The sequence below is a fragment of the Clostridium sp. AF28-12 genome, assembly GCF_003435225.1.
GTDB lineage: Bacteria > Bacillota > Clostridia > Lachnospirales > Lachnospiraceae > Pilosibacter > Pilosibacter fragilis.
In genome coordinates this window covers 1-16,222 of sequence record NZ_QWGJ01000009.1, presented here as the reverse complement: position 1 = coordinate 16,222, position 16,222 = coordinate 1, and the positions used below count along the sequence as shown (strand labels likewise).

11 protein-coding genes and 8 tRNA genes are annotated in these 16,222 nt (G+C 47.6%); 1 reads left to right on the top strand and 18 read right to left on the bottom strand.

Annotated features, from left to right (window positions below; translation table 11 throughout):
- Window positions 1–5 precede the first annotated feature (5 nt).
- From DWY93_RS09075 to DWY93_RS08990, 18 genes are all read right to left on the bottom strand, one after another.
- A complete protein-coding gene (locus DWY93_RS09075) occupies window positions 6–2,660 on the bottom strand; it encodes a cation-translocating P-type ATPase (protein ID WP_015553856.1) in 2,655 nt (884 codons plus the stop codon).
- Window positions 2,661–2,751: 91 nt separating this feature from the next.
- The gene (gene recJ, locus DWY93_RS09070; RefSeq protein WP_015553857.1) at window positions 2,752–4,473 is read right to left on the bottom strand and encodes a single-stranded-DNA-specific exonuclease RecJ; all 1,722 of its coding nucleotides are present in this window, start codon (window positions 4,471–4,473) and stop codon (window positions 2,752–2,754) included.
- A gap of 39 nt (window positions 4,474–4,512) precedes the next feature.
- Entirely contained in the window at window positions 4,513–5,061 is a 549-nt protein-coding gene (locus DWY93_RS09065; RefSeq protein WP_117470142.1) for a M48 family metallopeptidase, read from the bottom strand.
- 113 nt (window positions 5,062–5,174) lie between these two features.
- Window positions 5,175–5,248, bottom strand: a tRNA-Arg gene (locus tag DWY93_RS09060).
- A gap of 177 nt (window positions 5,249–5,425) precedes the next feature.
- On the bottom strand, window positions 5,426–7,033 hold the full coding sequence (locus tag DWY93_RS09055; RefSeq protein ID WP_181968523.1) for an ABC transporter substrate-binding protein: 1,608 nt from the start codon (window positions 7,031–7,033) through the stop codon (window positions 5,426–5,428).
- 51 nt (window positions 7,034–7,084) lie between these two features.
- Window positions 7,085–8,803 (bottom strand): M28 family metallopeptidase, encoded by a 1,719-nt coding sequence (locus DWY93_RS09050; protein ID WP_117470140.1) that lies wholly within the window; start codon window positions 8,801–8,803, stop codon window positions 7,085–7,087.
- A 299-nt stretch (window positions 8,804–9,102) separates the two neighbouring features.
- Window positions 9,103–10,539, bottom strand: coding sequence for a M20 family metallopeptidase (locus DWY93_RS09045; protein WP_117470219.1), 1,437 nt, complete (start codon window positions 10,537–10,539; stop codon window positions 9,103–9,105).
- A 170-nt stretch (window positions 10,540–10,709) separates the two neighbouring features.
- Window positions 10,710–12,146 carry a M20 family metallopeptidase gene (locus DWY93_RS09040; RefSeq protein ID WP_117470139.1) on the bottom strand — a complete coding sequence of 479 codons (1,437 nt, stop codon included), beginning with the start codon at window positions 12,144–12,146 and terminating at the stop codon, window positions 10,710–10,712.
- A 119-nt stretch (window positions 12,147–12,265) separates the two neighbouring features.
- Window positions 12,266–12,748, bottom strand: coding sequence for a pyridoxamine 5'-phosphate oxidase family protein (locus tag DWY93_RS09035; RefSeq protein ID WP_165860002.1), 483 nt, complete (start codon window positions 12,746–12,748; stop codon window positions 12,266–12,268).
- Between the two features lie 281 nt (window positions 12,749–13,029).
- Entirely contained in the window at window positions 13,030–13,353 is a 324-nt protein-coding gene (locus DWY93_RS09030; protein WP_015553864.1) for a branched-chain amino acid transporter permease, read from the bottom strand.
- Window positions 13,354–13,496: 143 nt separating this feature from the next.
- A complete protein-coding gene (locus tag DWY93_RS09025) occupies window positions 13,497–14,189 on the bottom strand; it encodes an AzlC family ABC transporter permease (protein ID WP_117470137.1) in 693 nt (230 codons plus the stop codon).
- A 114-nt stretch (window positions 14,190–14,303) separates the two neighbouring features.
- A tRNA-Leu gene (locus DWY93_RS09020) sits at window positions 14,304–14,387 on the bottom strand.
- A gap of 37 nt (window positions 14,388–14,424) precedes the next feature.
- A tRNA-Val gene (locus DWY93_RS09015) sits at window positions 14,425–14,497 on the bottom strand.
- A gap of 35 nt (window positions 14,498–14,532) precedes the next feature.
- Window positions 14,533–14,606 (bottom strand) — tRNA-Asp (locus DWY93_RS09010).
- 40 nt (window positions 14,607–14,646) lie between these two features.
- Window positions 14,647–14,720 (bottom strand) — tRNA-Ile (locus DWY93_RS09005).
- Between the two features lie 17 nt (window positions 14,721–14,737).
- A tRNA-Thr gene (locus DWY93_RS09000) sits at window positions 14,738–14,810 on the bottom strand.
- A gap of 7 nt (window positions 14,811–14,817) precedes the next feature.
- Window positions 14,818–14,889: transfer RNA gene (locus DWY93_RS08995), tRNA-Glu, on the bottom strand.
- A 53-nt stretch (window positions 14,890–14,942) separates the two neighbouring features.
- Window positions 14,943–15,015 (bottom strand) — tRNA-Asn (locus DWY93_RS08990).
- A 433-nt stretch (window positions 15,016–15,448) separates the two neighbouring features.
- On the opposite strand from DWY93_RS08990, the gene DWY93_RS08985 reads away from it, so the two are divergent.
- Window positions 15,449–16,036, top strand: coding sequence for an HD domain-containing protein (locus tag DWY93_RS08985; protein ID WP_117470136.1), 588 nt, complete (start codon window positions 15,449–15,451; stop codon window positions 16,034–16,036).
- Window positions 16,037–16,222: the final 186 nt, after the last annotated feature.

The following is a 16,222-nucleotide window of genomic DNA, read 5'->3' as shown; positions in this document are numbered from 1 at the left end:
TTTTATCATTCCGCCGTTTTAGACGGGTTGAATATATGTGTCAGGAAAATAAACATCTCATGGGCGAACAGCGGCATGGCCGCAAGCACGAGCAAAGTTTTCCATTCCCCGGCATTCAAACGCACCGTCTGAAATGCCGCAACCAGAGCCGGCTGTTCCGTCACCATAAGCTGCAGAGCAAATCCAATGAATACTGCAGCAATCATCAGAGGGTTCCCTCCATGATCCATCCGAAATACAGATTTTTCCACATCACGCATTCCGATCGCATGAAAAAGCTGTGACAATCCAAGAACCGTAAATGCGTATGTCTGGCAGCATGCAAGAAGCTTTGGAGACTGTAAGACGTCCGCCACCGCTGCCGGGGTCAGCTGCCGTCCGCTGCTTACAAGAAGCTTTGCAGGAACGATCAGAAACGCGGTCAGACTGATCAATGCGATCAGGAAACCGTAAAACAACGTACAGACTCCGCCGCCATGCGCAAACAGGCTCTCTCCTTGCTTTCTCGGTTTTTCTTTCATCAGTTCTCTCCCGTCACATACATCTGTCCCCAGGGCCAGAGCCGGCAACGAATCCGTGATCAAATTGATCCACAGGATATGACTTGCCTTAAGAGGTGCCGGAAAGGAAAAAAGGATCGCAAAAAACATGGTCATGATCTCACCAAAATTCGATGATAAAAGAAAAATGACTGTCTTTTTAATATTGGCATAGATCTCTCTTCCTTCCCGGACAGCTTCCCGGATCGTTGCAAAATTGTCGTCTGTCAATACTATATCTGCTGCCTGCTTTGCCACATCCGTTCCGCTCATTCCCATCGCGATCCCGACATCCGCCGCTTTTAAAGATGGGGCATCATTGACTCCATCCCCGGTCATCGCCACGATTCCGCCGTTTTTTTTCAATGCCCGGACGATCCGTACCTTATGATCCGGAGAAACTCGTGCAAATACCCGGATCTCCAAAATCTTATCAGCAAGCTCCCCATCGCCCAGGCAATCCAACTCTGACCCTGTCATGCACTGAGAGGGAGAATCCGCGATCTTAAGCGTTCTTGCGGTCGCAAGTGCCGTATCCTTATGATCCCCTGTAATCATGACGGTCGTAACACCTGCATGGCGGAATTCTTCCACTGTTCCGGAAACCTCCGGACGGACCGGGTCCTCAAGCACTGCCATTCCCAGAAAGGTCATTCCCTTCTCGGAAAGATCCTTTCCCTCCTTTACCGCCGCCCCAAGAACACGCCCACCGGACGCAGACATTTTTTCTGCCCGCCTCATGTACCATGTTCGTTTCGATACTCCCATCGGATGAACTCCCATTTCGTCTCGGTAGGAGGTGCAATTTTCAAGGATTATGTCCGGTGCACCTTTCGTGAACGAAACTGTCCGCATTCCGTTTTGATGCACCGTTGTCATACACTTTCTCTCCGAGTCAAACGGACGCTCCGCAATTCTTTTCCACGCATCCCGGATCTGTTCGGACTGTTTTTCCCCATTCCTTGCATTTTTATCCGCATATAAAAGAAAAGCTGCTTCTGTAGGATCTCCGATGATTCCGTGCTTTCCCCATCTTGCATCATTGCAGAGTAAAAATGTTCGTAAAAGCCACTCTCTGTCCCCATCCAGATTCCGCACCGTCATCTGATTTTTTGTCAATGTCCCCGTTTTGTCCGAGCAAACCACATTAACCGCTCCAAGAGTTTCCACAGAAGGAAGACGTCTCACGATCGTATGTACCTTCGCCATCCTCGAAACAGAAAGCGCAAGGACGATCGTCACCACAGCCGGAAGTCCTTCCGGAACTGCTGCCACAGCCAAAGAGATCGCTGTCAGAAACATCTCCCCAACATCCCGCTTCTGCCAGACTGCCGCCAGAAAAAGGATCGTACAGAGACCCACAGCCAGAATACTAAGAAATGTTCCCAACTCTCCCAACCGTTTCTGAAGCGGTGTAATCTCTTCCGGTGTTTCATGGATCATTTTCGCGATTCGTCCGATCTCAGTTTGCATCCCGGTATCTGTAACAATCCCTTCACCGCGTCCGGCAGTCACAAAGGTTGACATATATGCCATATTTTTTCGATCACCGAGAGGTGTTCCGGTCGAAGCCACATACTGCGCATCCTTTTCCACCGGTACAGACTCTCCGGTAAGTGATGCCTCCTGTACCTTCATATTTTCCGAACGGATCAGTCGGAGATCCGCCGGTACCTGCTGCCCGGCATTTAAAAGCACCCTGTCGCCCGGCACCAGCTCCGCCGCGTCCATCTCCAAAAGCTTTCCGTCCCGCCGGACAAGCGCCTTCCTTGTTGTCAGCTTTTTTAATGACTCCAGCGCTTTCTGGGCCTTTCCCTCCTGAATCACACCAACCGTTGCATTGAGCAGCACAACTGCTGCAATGATCACCGCATCTCCTCGTTCTCCAAGAAATACAGAAATTCCTCCTGCCGCCAAAAGTACATAAATCAGCGGATCCATCAATTGCGAAAGCATCCGTTCTGCCACAGACGGAGGCCTTTTCTCCTCCAGCTCGTTCCGCCCATACTCCCGAAGCCGCTTTGTCGCTTCCTTCCCACTCAATCCCCCGTCATCCGACGATCCCAGCAGCATTTTTGTCTCAAAAACAGAGCACCGTTCAAAATCCCCCGGCTTTTCCATAAAAAAATTCTCTCCATCCTCTTTTGCTCAAAGCAAGTTTATGAGGATGGAGAGGAAATCATGCCTGCATTCCCATTCTTCGACTGACCGATCAACGAAATTTATAATTTTTTATGATCGCCTGCAAGGTACGTGTCCCATTATATTCATTTACATCCGGATAATAGATCATGTCGATCGTATTCTGCCCTGTCTGCTCTTCCAAAAAAAGATCTCCATCTGCAAACAGCAGACCATCGAACGGATGTCCAGTGTTCGTCACCAGATTCATTTTCACGACATTTCGATTTTTTCCAAGAACACGTACATTTCGAATCGTCAGACTTTTCTGGGCAAACAACGGTTTTTCATTTCCCTGCCCGAATGGTTCCAGACCTTTGAGCTCATCCACGATTTTTTCATTCACATACTCAAACGGCATCGGAACATCGATCCAGATCTGCGGAACGAAATCATCTTCCGTAAGCTTTGCATTTTCATTCAGTCTTCTCCGGAACTCATCAATATCACTTTCCTCAATGGAAAGTCCCGCTGCCATTGGATGTCCGCCAAATTTCACCAGCAGATCCGATACCTCGCAAAGCCCCTGGTACATATGGTATGCCTCTATGGAACGTCCGGATCCCTTCGCACTCTGCTCGCCTCTCGTCAGCACAAAGGATGGCTTATGGAAATGCTCCCGGAGTCTTCCGGCTATGATCCCGGCAAGTGATTCATGGCACTCCGGTAAGAACACCACCAGCACCTTATCCGACATATAGAAACGTTCTACCTGTTCGATAGCCTCTGTTTCTCCCTTTGCCGTCATATCCTTTCTCACATCATTGAGTTCCTTTAATTCATCCGCCAGCCCACTGACTCGGTCCGGATCCTGTTCTAACAACATCCGGAGCGCGACCTTCGCACTTTTCAACCGTCCACCTGCATTTAAGCACGGTCCGATCACAAAACCAATGTGATATGCGCTCAGATTGTTTATATCCAGATTGTTTTTCTCTACAAGCATTCTGAGACCGGTGTTCTTCGTCGAACCGATCTTTTTCAGTCCATATTTGACGATCAGACGGTTTTCATCCTGCAGCTTCATGACATCTCCCACGGTCGCAATGGCCGCAAACTCCAGAAGCTCCATCCACTCATGCTCCGGAATTCCAAGATCCTCATAGATCACGTTTATAAGCTTCCATGCTACGACCGCACCGCAAATTTCATGGTACGGATACGTCTCCCCGTCCTGCTTCGGATCAACCACTGCATCTGCCGGCGGCAGAATCTGTCCATAAGCATCTACCGGTACTTCATGATGATCGGTCACCACAACCGTCATGCCAAGCTGCTTTGCGATGCTGATCTCCTTTAATGCCGCGATTCCATTATCACAGGTCACAAGTGTATCGATCCCGTCCTCTGCTGCCTGACGGATGATGGATTCATTGATCCCGTAGCCATCCCGGATCCGGTCCGGTATCTCATAATCAATCTGCCCATTTCCGGCAGCACGGTGAAAGCCCTTGAGAAGAATATATGTTGAACAAACACCATCAATATCGTAGTCGCCGATGATCCGGATTTTTTTCCCTTCTATCAACTTCTTTTCAATGATCCCCGCAGCGGTCTCCATTCCCTTCATCTGTCGCGGATCATAAAGATCATCCAGTGTCCCGTAAAGATACTTTCTCATCTCACGTTCATCCAAAAGACCTCGGTTTCGCATGATCCGAACAGCCACCGGACTCACCCCCAGACGCATCGCAAGCCCGTTAAAATCTGCCCGTTTTGTCTGAAGCATCCAGATTTCTTTCTTTTTCTGCATCGTTTCTCTCCCTCTTTGCGCTTCCTCATTCCGGCACGTTCAATACTTCTGGCCATTTTCCTTCAGCCATTGCCGCCGTTTTCGATAATCCGGCAGATTCTTCTCCACTTCATCCCAGAATTCCGTGCTATGGTTCATCTGGAGCCGATGGGCAAGCTCATGGACCACAACATAGTCCAGAATCTCCTCCGGCATCAGAACCAGCTTCCAATTAAAATTCAGGTTTCCCTTTGCACTGCAGCTCCCCCAGCGCGTCTTTTGCTCCCGGACCGTGATCGATCCATAGGAAACGCCCATGAGCCCTGCGTAATAACAGCATCGTTCTTTTAACACGTTTTCCGCTCGTTTTTTTCCTTCAAGACGTTCCGTTTCTGTGTAGGACGGACGCACTGCAAGGATCTGTTCTCCGGCACGGAGCCTCACCTCGATCCAATCCCGATGACTCTCCACAAACCAATCCGCAGTCTCCGGCGGTGTCCGGAAAGGAGCACGCACCGTAATCGTTCCGTCAAGCTCCACCTTCAAAGACATGGAACGGCGCCTGGACCGGACCAGCTCATATGTAAAATGTTCCGTTCTTCTTTTCATGATTTCCTCCAGAAGCTTCTTCCTTTTTCACTGCACAAGTTTCACAGAAAGTTCCATCAAAAGTTCCCATGAAATCGAAAAAAGGCATCTGCAATTGCAGATGCCTTAATCAGCGCGCCAGAGAAGATTCGAACTCCCGACACTACGGTCCGTAGCCGTATGCTCTATCCAGCTGAGCTACTGACGCACGCTCTCTGAGTTTCAGATGTCTGTCACTCAACAAAAAATATTCTACTATATATTTTCTTCTTTGTCAACACTTTTTAAATTTTTTTCAATTTTTTTCTTTTCCCTTACACCAATATCATAAGCCGCAAAAAAGCTTTGGGGCCATCACGCCAAAGCGTAACAGCCCCGTCCTTTTTTACTTCTCGTAATAGCAATCTCCCAAATAATGGAAGGACGTATTTTTGTTAAATTTGAATCCCTTAAGGTCTGATCTTCTTCCTACCATGCTATATTTGTAATACAGAGGTACCCACGGACAGAGCTCATTTAAGCGAACCTGAAGGTCTTTATATATCTGGAGGCGTTTTTCTTGATTTGTTTCCACCGCTGCAGCATCGATCATTTCATCTACCTTATCATCTTTGAGATATGCACGATTGCCGCTCATTCCACAGTTTCTTGAATGGAATAACTGAGTTACACTATATGCCGGATCACAAGTAGTATTTACCCAGCCAAGAATCAGGAGATCATGTTCTCCGGCATTGATCGCATCCTGAAATGCTCCCCATTCATACACATTGATGTCTACATTAATGCCAACCTGAGCTAACTGAGCCTGAACTACCTGTGCAGCACGACTTCGTACTTCTCCGGATACGTACATCTTAAGATCCAGTCCATTTTCATATCCTGCTTCTGCAAGAAGTTCTTTGGCTTTTTCCAGATCCTGAGGATATGGCTTTACGTCCTCATTCCACCCAGGCACAGTCTTTGCAACAACGGAGGTGGCTACTTCACCGCGACCTTCTACAATCGTATCTACGAATTCCTGACGATTCGTGGCATAATTGATCGCCTGACGTACCCGGACATCATCCAATCCTTTTTTAGTTGTGTTCATAGCCATAAATTCTACAGAAGGTGCCGGCCAGCTTTCCAGAACAAGATCTTTACAGTTCTCAATATTGACAGCATCCACCGGATCTACGGCTAAGATCACATCAATCTCCCCTGTTTCCAGTGCGATTGTACGAGCACTTCCTTCCGGAATGATCCGGGTTGTAATCGAAGTGGCTGTAGCAGGTCCATCAAAGTAGTCATCAAACCGGACCAACGTCCAGTGGTCATTCGGAACCCACTCTTTAAACATAAACGGACCTGTTCCGATCGGAGCTTCTCCATATGTATCGCCAGCCTCTGTTACTGCCTTCTCTGATAAGATCTTCATACTGGTATCATTAAGGATATACAGGAATGCTGGACACGGATTTGAAAGATGGATCGTCACCTCGTAATCCCCGTCAACAGAAACATGATCAATGGCTGATGCATTAGACATTGCTTTTGGCATGGTCTTGGCACGCTCTAAACTGAATTTCACATCGCTGGCCTTCAGTTCATCTCCATTGTGAAACTTTACGCCTTTCCGCAGTTTAAATTTGTACTTTGTGTCATCCACAATCTCAAAACTCTCTGCCAGATCCCCTACAGGCTCACGGTTATCATCAATTTTGATCAAACCATTATAAATATGGAAATTCAGCGTTGCAGATGGTGAATCCACCCCCACCTGTGGATCCATAGACCGGATATCGCTGCTATTCGCCGAAATAATGTCTGTCCGTCCAATGGACTCTGGTTTTTTCTCTGACGATGTTTCCGCACCGGATGAAGCTGATGTCTCCGCCTTTGAATCCGCTGTCGATGTACCGGAGTTTCCCCCACTCTGTCCGCAGCCCGACAATACCATAGCCCCGGCCAATGCCAATGCCGTCAGTTTTCCATATATCCTTTTTCTCATGCACATGTCCTCCTTGTTATTATATTGTTACATAATTTTTTCCTTCTCACTTTATTTCCCCCATCCAGAGATCCATTTCCGGCAATTCTCCGCAACTACGTTCATCTGTCCTGTAAGCCGGTTTCTCTGACGCACAAATCTTGTCTGGACTGCCAAATAATAATCTGCTTCTGTATTTTCCCTTGTCAGACCCTCTGCCATAGCAAGTCCGGCAAACACCGTTCCCTTTACCGCCGGATCCTGATGGTATGGGCTGGATGTCGTGTACATGATCCTTGCCAATTCTCCCGCTATTTCCATGATGACATCGTCTGTATGTTTCTGATTCTCCATAGCGTTTTCAAGATCTGCAACCGCTTCCTTCAGGCTGCCGATCGCCCTCCAGACCGGAGAAAGATCAAATTCCGCACTAAGCTTCTGTTCTATAGAACGAAGCTCGTTTTCCATAAAGCTGACAAACCCGCTCATCTCTGCAGGAAGCTTCTCACAATTAGCGAAAATGGCGGTCAACTTTGCAATGACTCTTGTATCTCGCAGTGTCACCTCCGGATCTACCTTATCAAAGGTATCCTCTTTCGTATGCCACCAGGAAAATATTTTATGATCCTGTTTTATAAACTGCGGCATCATAGCAAACGGAATATCCGCTCCCCAGAAGGTCTGATCTGCGAATCGTACCATCGGCGTCGGTGCCTCCGGTTCTTTATCATTAAACTCCCTTAAAAACTCTCGGTCAAAGGCTTCGCCCTCCAGCATAGATGTCCGCATTCCAACCACATCCGAACCTTTACAGCCGCAAATATCCATATTAATGTGGGCCACACAATTTTCTTTCAGATCTTCCCAATGGTGATCATAATACCAGGTCGATCCGGAATAACGGGCATCTGAATGACCGGACCACCAGGCAAGCACTACAGACCGCTCCAGATGTTCCTGATTTTCTTGAAATACCCTGGCAATCTCCATCATAGCAGCATTGGCAACGCCATTATCCGTTATCCCCTCATACCAGGAATCATAATGACCGGAAACCAACACATACTTATCCGATCTTCCCTGAATACGTGCTACCGGCATGGTACTGGAAACGATTGACTGACACATTTCAACGTTAAGGCATGCCGTCAGTGGACTTTCTTCCAGTTTTTTCTGCAATTCCTTTCCTGCACTTTTTGTGATTTCCACAAACGGAATTCTCGGATAATGACAAGCCAGATCCTCCGGCTCAGGTGTTCCCCATACACCTCCAAGCGTTCCATGGTGTGCCAGATCCGCATGCCAGATTGTGATCACGCCCAAAACTCCGGCACGTTTTGCCTCACATGCAAACGCAAAGCTGTTCTCATATGTCAGAACGATCTTTCCGGCAAATTCTGCCATTCTTGCTCTCTGCTCCTTCTGGCTGCAGCCTCCGGTTGCGCTGATCCGGTCGAAAACCAGTTCAGCTTCCAGATTTTCCGCTGTTCCACTATACACATACGGAGTCAGAGGCACGATTGCTTCCGAAGAATCCCCTTGGATCCGTATGGATGCTTCTCCCGGAAGGCTTCTATATACCTGATAAATTTCCCGCTCTACCGGGATTCCCAGTTCTTCCATTCGTTTTGCGATTCGTTCTGCCGCTTTCTCTCCATCCTCAGAACCTGTATAGCGGTCCAGGTGACTGAAACACTCTACATCCTTCATGATTCTGGATGTTTCTAAGGCTTTATCAATTTTTTCAATAAGCTTATTTCCTTCCGATGAACAAAGACTCATACCCTGCATGTTCTAATTTTCCCTTCTTCTTTCCCCATTCATTTGGGCACGATCCATTTCTTGTGTATTTGTCTGTTTTGTTGTAAAATAGTTATTTTCGTCCTCAGTATTTAAGCATATTATACAATGTCGATTCTTATATCATCTAATGCTTAATTCGAATATTATATATAATTTTTGCGAATACGATATAATATACTGAAATTATATTCAATTTGTACTATATGCAAAAAGCCCCCGGAGAATCCATATCTGATTCTCCTGGAGCTTTTCCCTAACGCTAAAATATCTAAAAAATGACTATGTTTTTACCACAGCCCCGGTTTTACTTCTGGTGGAAGCGGATTCGGATATGTTTCACCGTCCAGCTCTTCCAACCAGTCCTTATGAGCCTTTTTGATGAGCTCCGGATTTTCCAGAAGATCCGCTCCTGTGCATGCCATGACTTTTGCCGCCGTCAGCATGCCCTTATGGGCAACACTTGCCTTTCCCTGAGCAACAGCCTGCCAGGAATGAAGTGCTGTTCCTGCCGCATAGCAGCACACATTTGTCTGCACCGTCGGAACCACCCAGCTCACATCACCGACATCGGTAGAGCCACCACCGCCATATGATTCGCTCCGGTCCAGCTTAAAATCCAACAGTGGCATATCCAGGACTTCCTTCCGCTTGTCCTTTTCAACGACATGAGCGATCATGTCCTTTAAGCCCTCTTTGTCTAACTCCGTAACGACCTCTTTGAATTTTCCCGCGTACGCCAGCTCCTCTTCCGTATATCCGATCGGAATAAAATGGTCAAGATTTTTGTCCATGACCTCTTCCAGAACATCATTTCCGATCACGTTGGAATAAGCGGCAACCTGACGAATATCCACAGTCGTTCCCGTGATCAGCGCCGCGCCCTTCGCGATATCGCACATCCGCTCATAAAGCTTTTTGACCTGAGTTACCTTTGGTGCGCGGATCGCATAGAGTACCTGTGCCTCCGCTGGAATCACATTCGGGGCAATTCCACCGGTGTTTGTGATCGCACCATGAACTCTCGCTGCGTCGATCATATGCTCTCGCATATAATTCACGCCAATGTCCATGATCTCCACTGCATCCAGCGCAGAACGTCCAAGCTCCGGCGCTCCCGCCGCATGGGAGGAGATTCCATGGAAGGTAAAGAACACACGGAAATTGGCAAGGAATTTATCGTCTCCCATTGTTTTGTTCGTCGTGCTTGGATGCCAGGTGATAGCGATATCACAGTCATTGAAATATCCGTCCCGGACCAGATATGCCTTTCCGCCCGCATTCTCCTCCGCCGGACAGCCATAGTAGCGGATCGTTCCCTTCAGGTCTTTTTCTTCCATATAGGACTTTAGTGCATCGACAGCCGCCACAGATGCCGTTCCGAGAAGATGGTGGCCACAGCCATGTCCATCTGTTTTTCCTGCGATCGGACGACGCTCCGTGCAGTCTGCTTCCTGCTGAAGACTGGAAAGAGCGTCAAACTCACCAAGAAATGCGAGGACCGGCTTTCCGCTTCCCCACTCGGCAATAAACGCTGTCTTCTCTCCGGCAAGGTCCGCCCGGATTGAAAATCCGCGAGACGCAAGGTATTCCTGTTGTACCCTCGAAGATTCATATTCCTGAAAACGAGGTTCCGCATATCCCCAGATCTCATCCGCCATAGATGTATATGTGTCCTTCTGTTTCTCCACCAGTTCAGAAATTCTATCTTGATTCTTTGTTTCCATGCTGTCCACTCCTTCCTGTGTAATCCTTGTTCCTGCCACACACATTTCCATCAACAGGCACTATGTGCAACACTTCCATAAGCAGAAGCTTGTTATACCTATTTTTTTAGGCAGTCTTCTGAAAACCATCGCCCTTGATGGTTCTCATTCCGACTGCCTGATCTATCCTATTACCAGATCGATGGTTTTAAATCTGCCGGAAGCGGATTCGGATATGTCTCTCCGTCAAGCTCTTCCTTCCAGTCTGCCTTTGCCTTCTCAATTAATTCCGGATTCAGAAGAAGTTCCGCGCCGACATACGCCATAACCTTCGCTGCCGCCAACATCCCTTTGTGAGCAATCGAAGATTTTCCCTGTGCAACAGCCTGCCAGGAATGAAGCGCTGTACCTGCTGCGTAACAGCTGGTATAGACCTGTGCTGTCGGAACGACCCAGCTGACATCTCCGACGTCCGTGGAGCCGCCACCGCCGTAAGCACTGTTTTTATCGACAATAAGATCCCACATCGGCTGCTCTAAGAGCTCCTGTTTATGCTCTTTTCCTCCGATCACTGCCGCCTGATCCTTCATTCCTTCTTTATCCAGCTCTGTGATCACACCCTGGAATTTCTTTGCATATGCAAGCTCTTCCTCCGTATAGCCGATCGGAACCACATGCTCCAGATTCTCCTGAACAAGATCCGCCAGTGTATCATTATTGATCAGGTTGGAATATGCTGCAACCTGCTTGATATCAACGGTCGTGCCTGTGATCAGAGCCGCACCCCTTGCAATATCGCACATCCGCTCATAAAGCTTCTTGACCTGTGTTACCTTTGGTGCACGGATCGCATAGAGGATCTGTGCCTCAGCCGGGATCACGTTCGGAGCGATTCCGCCGGAGTTTGTGATCGCGCCGTGAACTCTCGCTGCATCGATCATATGCTCTCTCATATAGTTCACACCGATATCCATGATCTCAACGGCATCCAGCGCGGAACGTCCAAGCTCCGGCGCCCCGGCCGCATGGGATGAGATTCCGTGGAAGGTAAAGAATGCCCGGAAGTTTGCCAGATGGAATCCGCCCTTCATAACTTTATTCATTGTGTATGGATGCCAGGTAATCGCGATATCACAATCATCAAAATATCCATCCCGGACCAGATATGCCTTTCCACCCGCATTTTCCTCCGCCGGACAGCCATAGTAACGGATCGTTCCGCTCATGTGATTCTCTTCCATATAAGTTTTTAACGCATCAACAGCCGCTACCGACGCTGTTCCGAGAAGGTGATGACCACAGCCATGTCCGTTTGTCTTTCCCTCGATCGGGTGACGTTCTGTGCAGTCTGCCTCCTGCTGAAGGCTGGAAAGTGCGTCAAACTCACCTAAAAATGCGAGGATCGGCTTTCCGCTTCCCCATTCCGCGATAAATGCGGTCTCTTCTCCTGCGAGATCTGCCTTGACGGAAAATCCTCTCGCTTTTAAGAACTCCTGCTGAAGCTTCGTGGACTCGTACTCCTGAAATCTCGGCTCCGCAAAACCCCAGATCGCGTCACTGATTTTTGTATATTCATCGCGTCTCTGATCGATCGTCGTGCCGATCTCTTTTCTAAAATCTGTTCCCATATGTATATGCTCCTTTCTATGTTTCCCTTATCCATCAGAACCATACAGGCACGTTTCCGGCTCTCTTCACCTCTTTGTCCCTCATGGGCTTCCATTCGTGCACACACCCGTCCCTCATGTTATTCATGTCTTTTTCCGGTGACGTTCTCAGTTACGATCTTCCAGACCGTCACTGCGTTCACCATTGCCTCCGCGAACGCGTTCTCTTCGAATGCCTTCTTCTGACTCATCTGATTCATGAGGCTCGCCAGAGCTTTTTTCTTCGATGTGAGATCTTCCACGAAATATGCAGTTCCGTTTCCGCAGATACTCTCAAAGCTTGTCGTCGACTTGCAGGCTGCGTCATAATCGATCTCCAGGCTATTTTTCCCGTAAATACAATATGAAACCTGAGGATTCTCTCTGATCTTATCGATCTTCGTCCCTTCCTTCGCTCCGTGAAAATACAGAACCAGCTTTCCTTCTTCCACTTCTGCACCATAATTCAATGGAATTAAATAAGGACATGACTCATCGTGGAACGCAACGGTGCACACAGTCTCCCGTTTCGCGATCGCCACAATATCAGCCATGTCCTTCAATTCTCTGTCACTTCGTCTCATCCAGACCTCCATTCCAGTCATAAAGATCCTACACTTTTGCCATTCTCCATTTCGATCCTTCAGGATTTTCATCGAAATTCCGCATTCAGTGCCATCCGCCAGACTTCCCGTAAGATGAGACTATCATATCATAATTTTTTTAATACCTCAAGTAATATACCGTTATCTTGTTCCTTCTGTCTGAAATTATCCCTCAATTCAGAATACTAAATTGCAGTTCCAGCACCACCGCAGACTGATCATGACCCATGATCACAATTCCAGAGCTTTCTCCTCTTATCCTAAAATACGGCCTGAATCAAAAACATATAAAGTACAGTTCCTGCCGCAATACTGAGCAGTGTATTCCTCTTCCATACGTGCAGCCCGACAACCACTGCGGAAGCTGCAATCTCCGGAATTCCATGAGATCCCGCAAAAAAGCTCACATTTTTCAGGCAGTACACCACCAGCATCCCCATGATCGCATACGGAAGAACTCCCGATAAATATGTAATGTATCCGGGGATCTCCTTCTTCCTGCCGAATATCACAAACGGAAGAAATCTTAAAACAATCGTTACTGCAACGCATACCGCGATCAGTGTGACCGCCCTCAAATCCATCCTCTCTATTCCTCCTAAATCAAGCAAAATCCACCGCTACCGCTGTATTGTACGGAATTTTCAGTTCGGAAATTTCCTACCCGTGTGCAGCAACCTGGGCACTGTTTTCATACTATTTCCTGTCCTTCGGAAAATATCATGAATTATGCCGTCGTCTGGCTGCTCTCAGTTTTCTTACTCCCACGCATCAGCGTCAAAATCACCGTGATAGAGATCATCGACGGGATCAGAAAGGCTGATGCCCCAAAGATCAACAGACAGATCACGGATGCAGCAACACCTGCAACGGCGCTTCTGTGATCCTTCGTGCTCATCCACTGTTCCGTAAATACCACCAGAAACAGAGCTGTCATCGAGAAATCGATCCCTTCCGTATTGATATTCAATACACTCCCGAGCACCGATCCCATCACGCTTCCAATCACCCAGTAAATCTGATTCAACAGCGAGACAAGGAAGAAATATTTCTTCTCCTCGACCCCCTCCGGTACATCTCCACTGCACACCAGCGAATACGTCTCATCCGTAAGCGCAAAGATCAAATACGGCTTATATGGTTTTGTGTCCTTATATCGCTCCACCATGGAGATTCCATAAAATAAATGTCTTGCGTTGACCATCAGTGTCATAAGTGCCGCTGAGATCAGCGATGCGCCACCTGTTATCAGATCAATTGCCACATACTGCATTGACCCCGCATAAATGAACACACTCATCGCGAGCGCCCAGGTGATGCCGTAGCCCTTCGCTCCCAGCAGCATTCCAAATCCGATTCCCAGAACGATATATCCCGCCATTACCGGAATTGATCGTTTCAACGCATATCGAAATGTCATATCTGTTCTCCTATCCATATTATTTCGAGATCTCTCCTGTTCATCTCCATCACGCTCCCATAATTCGGGTTTTTCGTTAAACAAAAAAAGAGCTTGCAAAACAAGCTCTTTTCATGCCGGTGACCGGACTTGAACCGGTACGAGGTTGCCCCCGAGGGATTTTAAGTCCCTTGCGTCTGCCTATTCCGCCACACCGGCAGACATATAAATATGTCGATGATGGTTTCCCATCAAATGGGACCTATAGGGCTCGAACCTATGACCCTCTGCTTGTAAGGCAGATGCTCTCCCAGCTGAGCTAAGATCCCAGATATGAAATTAATAATCCTTATTTCTAAGGAAACGACCCGGATGGGATTCGAACCCACGACCTCCGCCGTGACAGGGCGGCGCTCTAACCAGCTGAGCCACCGGGCCAAATATTTTATCAGTTGTATGAAGCTTTTACCAGGTAGAGTGGACCTTCAGGGACTTGAACCCGGGACCGACCGGTTATGAGCCGGTTGCTCTAACCAACTGAGCTAAAGGTCCATAAGTTTAGGACTGAAAGCCGATGATCGGACTCGAACCGATAACCTGCTGATTACAAATCAGCTGCTCTGCCAATTGAGCCACATCGGCACATCAATGACCCCAAGGGGATTCGGACCCCTGTTACCGCCGTGAAAGGGCGATGTCTTAACCGCTTGACCATGGGGCCGCGTTCATTATTTGTACCAGAAGCTCATATCCATGAAACTGGCAAAATAAAAACTCCCCGAGTAGGACTCGAACCTACGACAGCGCGGTTAACAGCCGCGTGCTCTACCGACTGAGCTATCGAGGAATATTTCCTTTGTTCTTAGCTGTTCCTTAAGAACAGTGCTATTATATAATATGTTTTCGCATCTGTCAACCCGTTTTTTATATTTTTTGAAAAATTTCTACACTTTATTTTCCGGTATGTTTTATCCTTATTTTATCAGTATTCTCACCCGTTCATGCCTTGCTTTGAATTTCCAGTAACTATTCAGTACCTTCATAGTTACAAGCAAAAATCCATTTCAGATCGGCTGCACCGATGGGATTTTTGTCTTCCAGATTATGTTTTCTTACGGTCTGCGCAGCAAGTGCGCAGATCTACGGAACAGTTACAATTCCCATTCTAAAAAACCGCTGTACTTTTCTCTCATAAATTGGTAGGATAAACTCATCAATCCTCTGGACTCATCAAAAAACACACCCTATAGGTCAATTTACATATCGGGAGGCAAACATTCATGGATAAACGTTTAAAACAACAGTTAGATTTTGTACTTGAGATTGATAAAGAAAAGAATATCCTGCGCCAGACACATCTCTCCGGCCATGGCCGCCGGGAAAATGACGCAGAACATGCCTGGCATATGGCCATCATGTCCTACCTTCTCCGTGAGTATTCCAATGAATCCGTAGATATCGCAAAGGTCATGCTGATGTGCCTGATCCACGATATCGTGGAGATTGATGCAGGTGACACCTTCGCCTACGACGAGGAAGGTCGCAAGACCCAAAAGGCCCGCGAAGACGCTGCTAAAGAGCGTATCTTCTCCATCCTACCGGAGGATCAGAAAAATGAGCTCATCGCTCTCTTCGACGAGTTTGAGGACTGCGAAACATCTGAATCCAAATATGCCCATGCCATGGACAATCTTCAACCGCTTCTCTTAAATCACAGCAATAACGGTGATGACTGGAAGCAGCACCAGATCACCTCCGAGCAGGTCTACGGCCGCCAGAGCAAGACGAAGCTCGGCTCCGAGCGTCTCTACGAAATTACGGATCATCTGATCCAGGATGCGATCAAGAAAGGTTTTATGAAAGAATAATAAAAAGAGTCCTCATAATAACACTTCAAATCAATTTAAAGCTACTACTATGAGGACTCTTGCGTCAATCTGCGCTTTACAAAAAAAGACCAGACATCTCTGTCTGGTCTACTCACACATACCTTCAAAACCACATATTGAAATCCATCTTCACCGTTTCATCAATCAACCAGACCTTCCTGGATA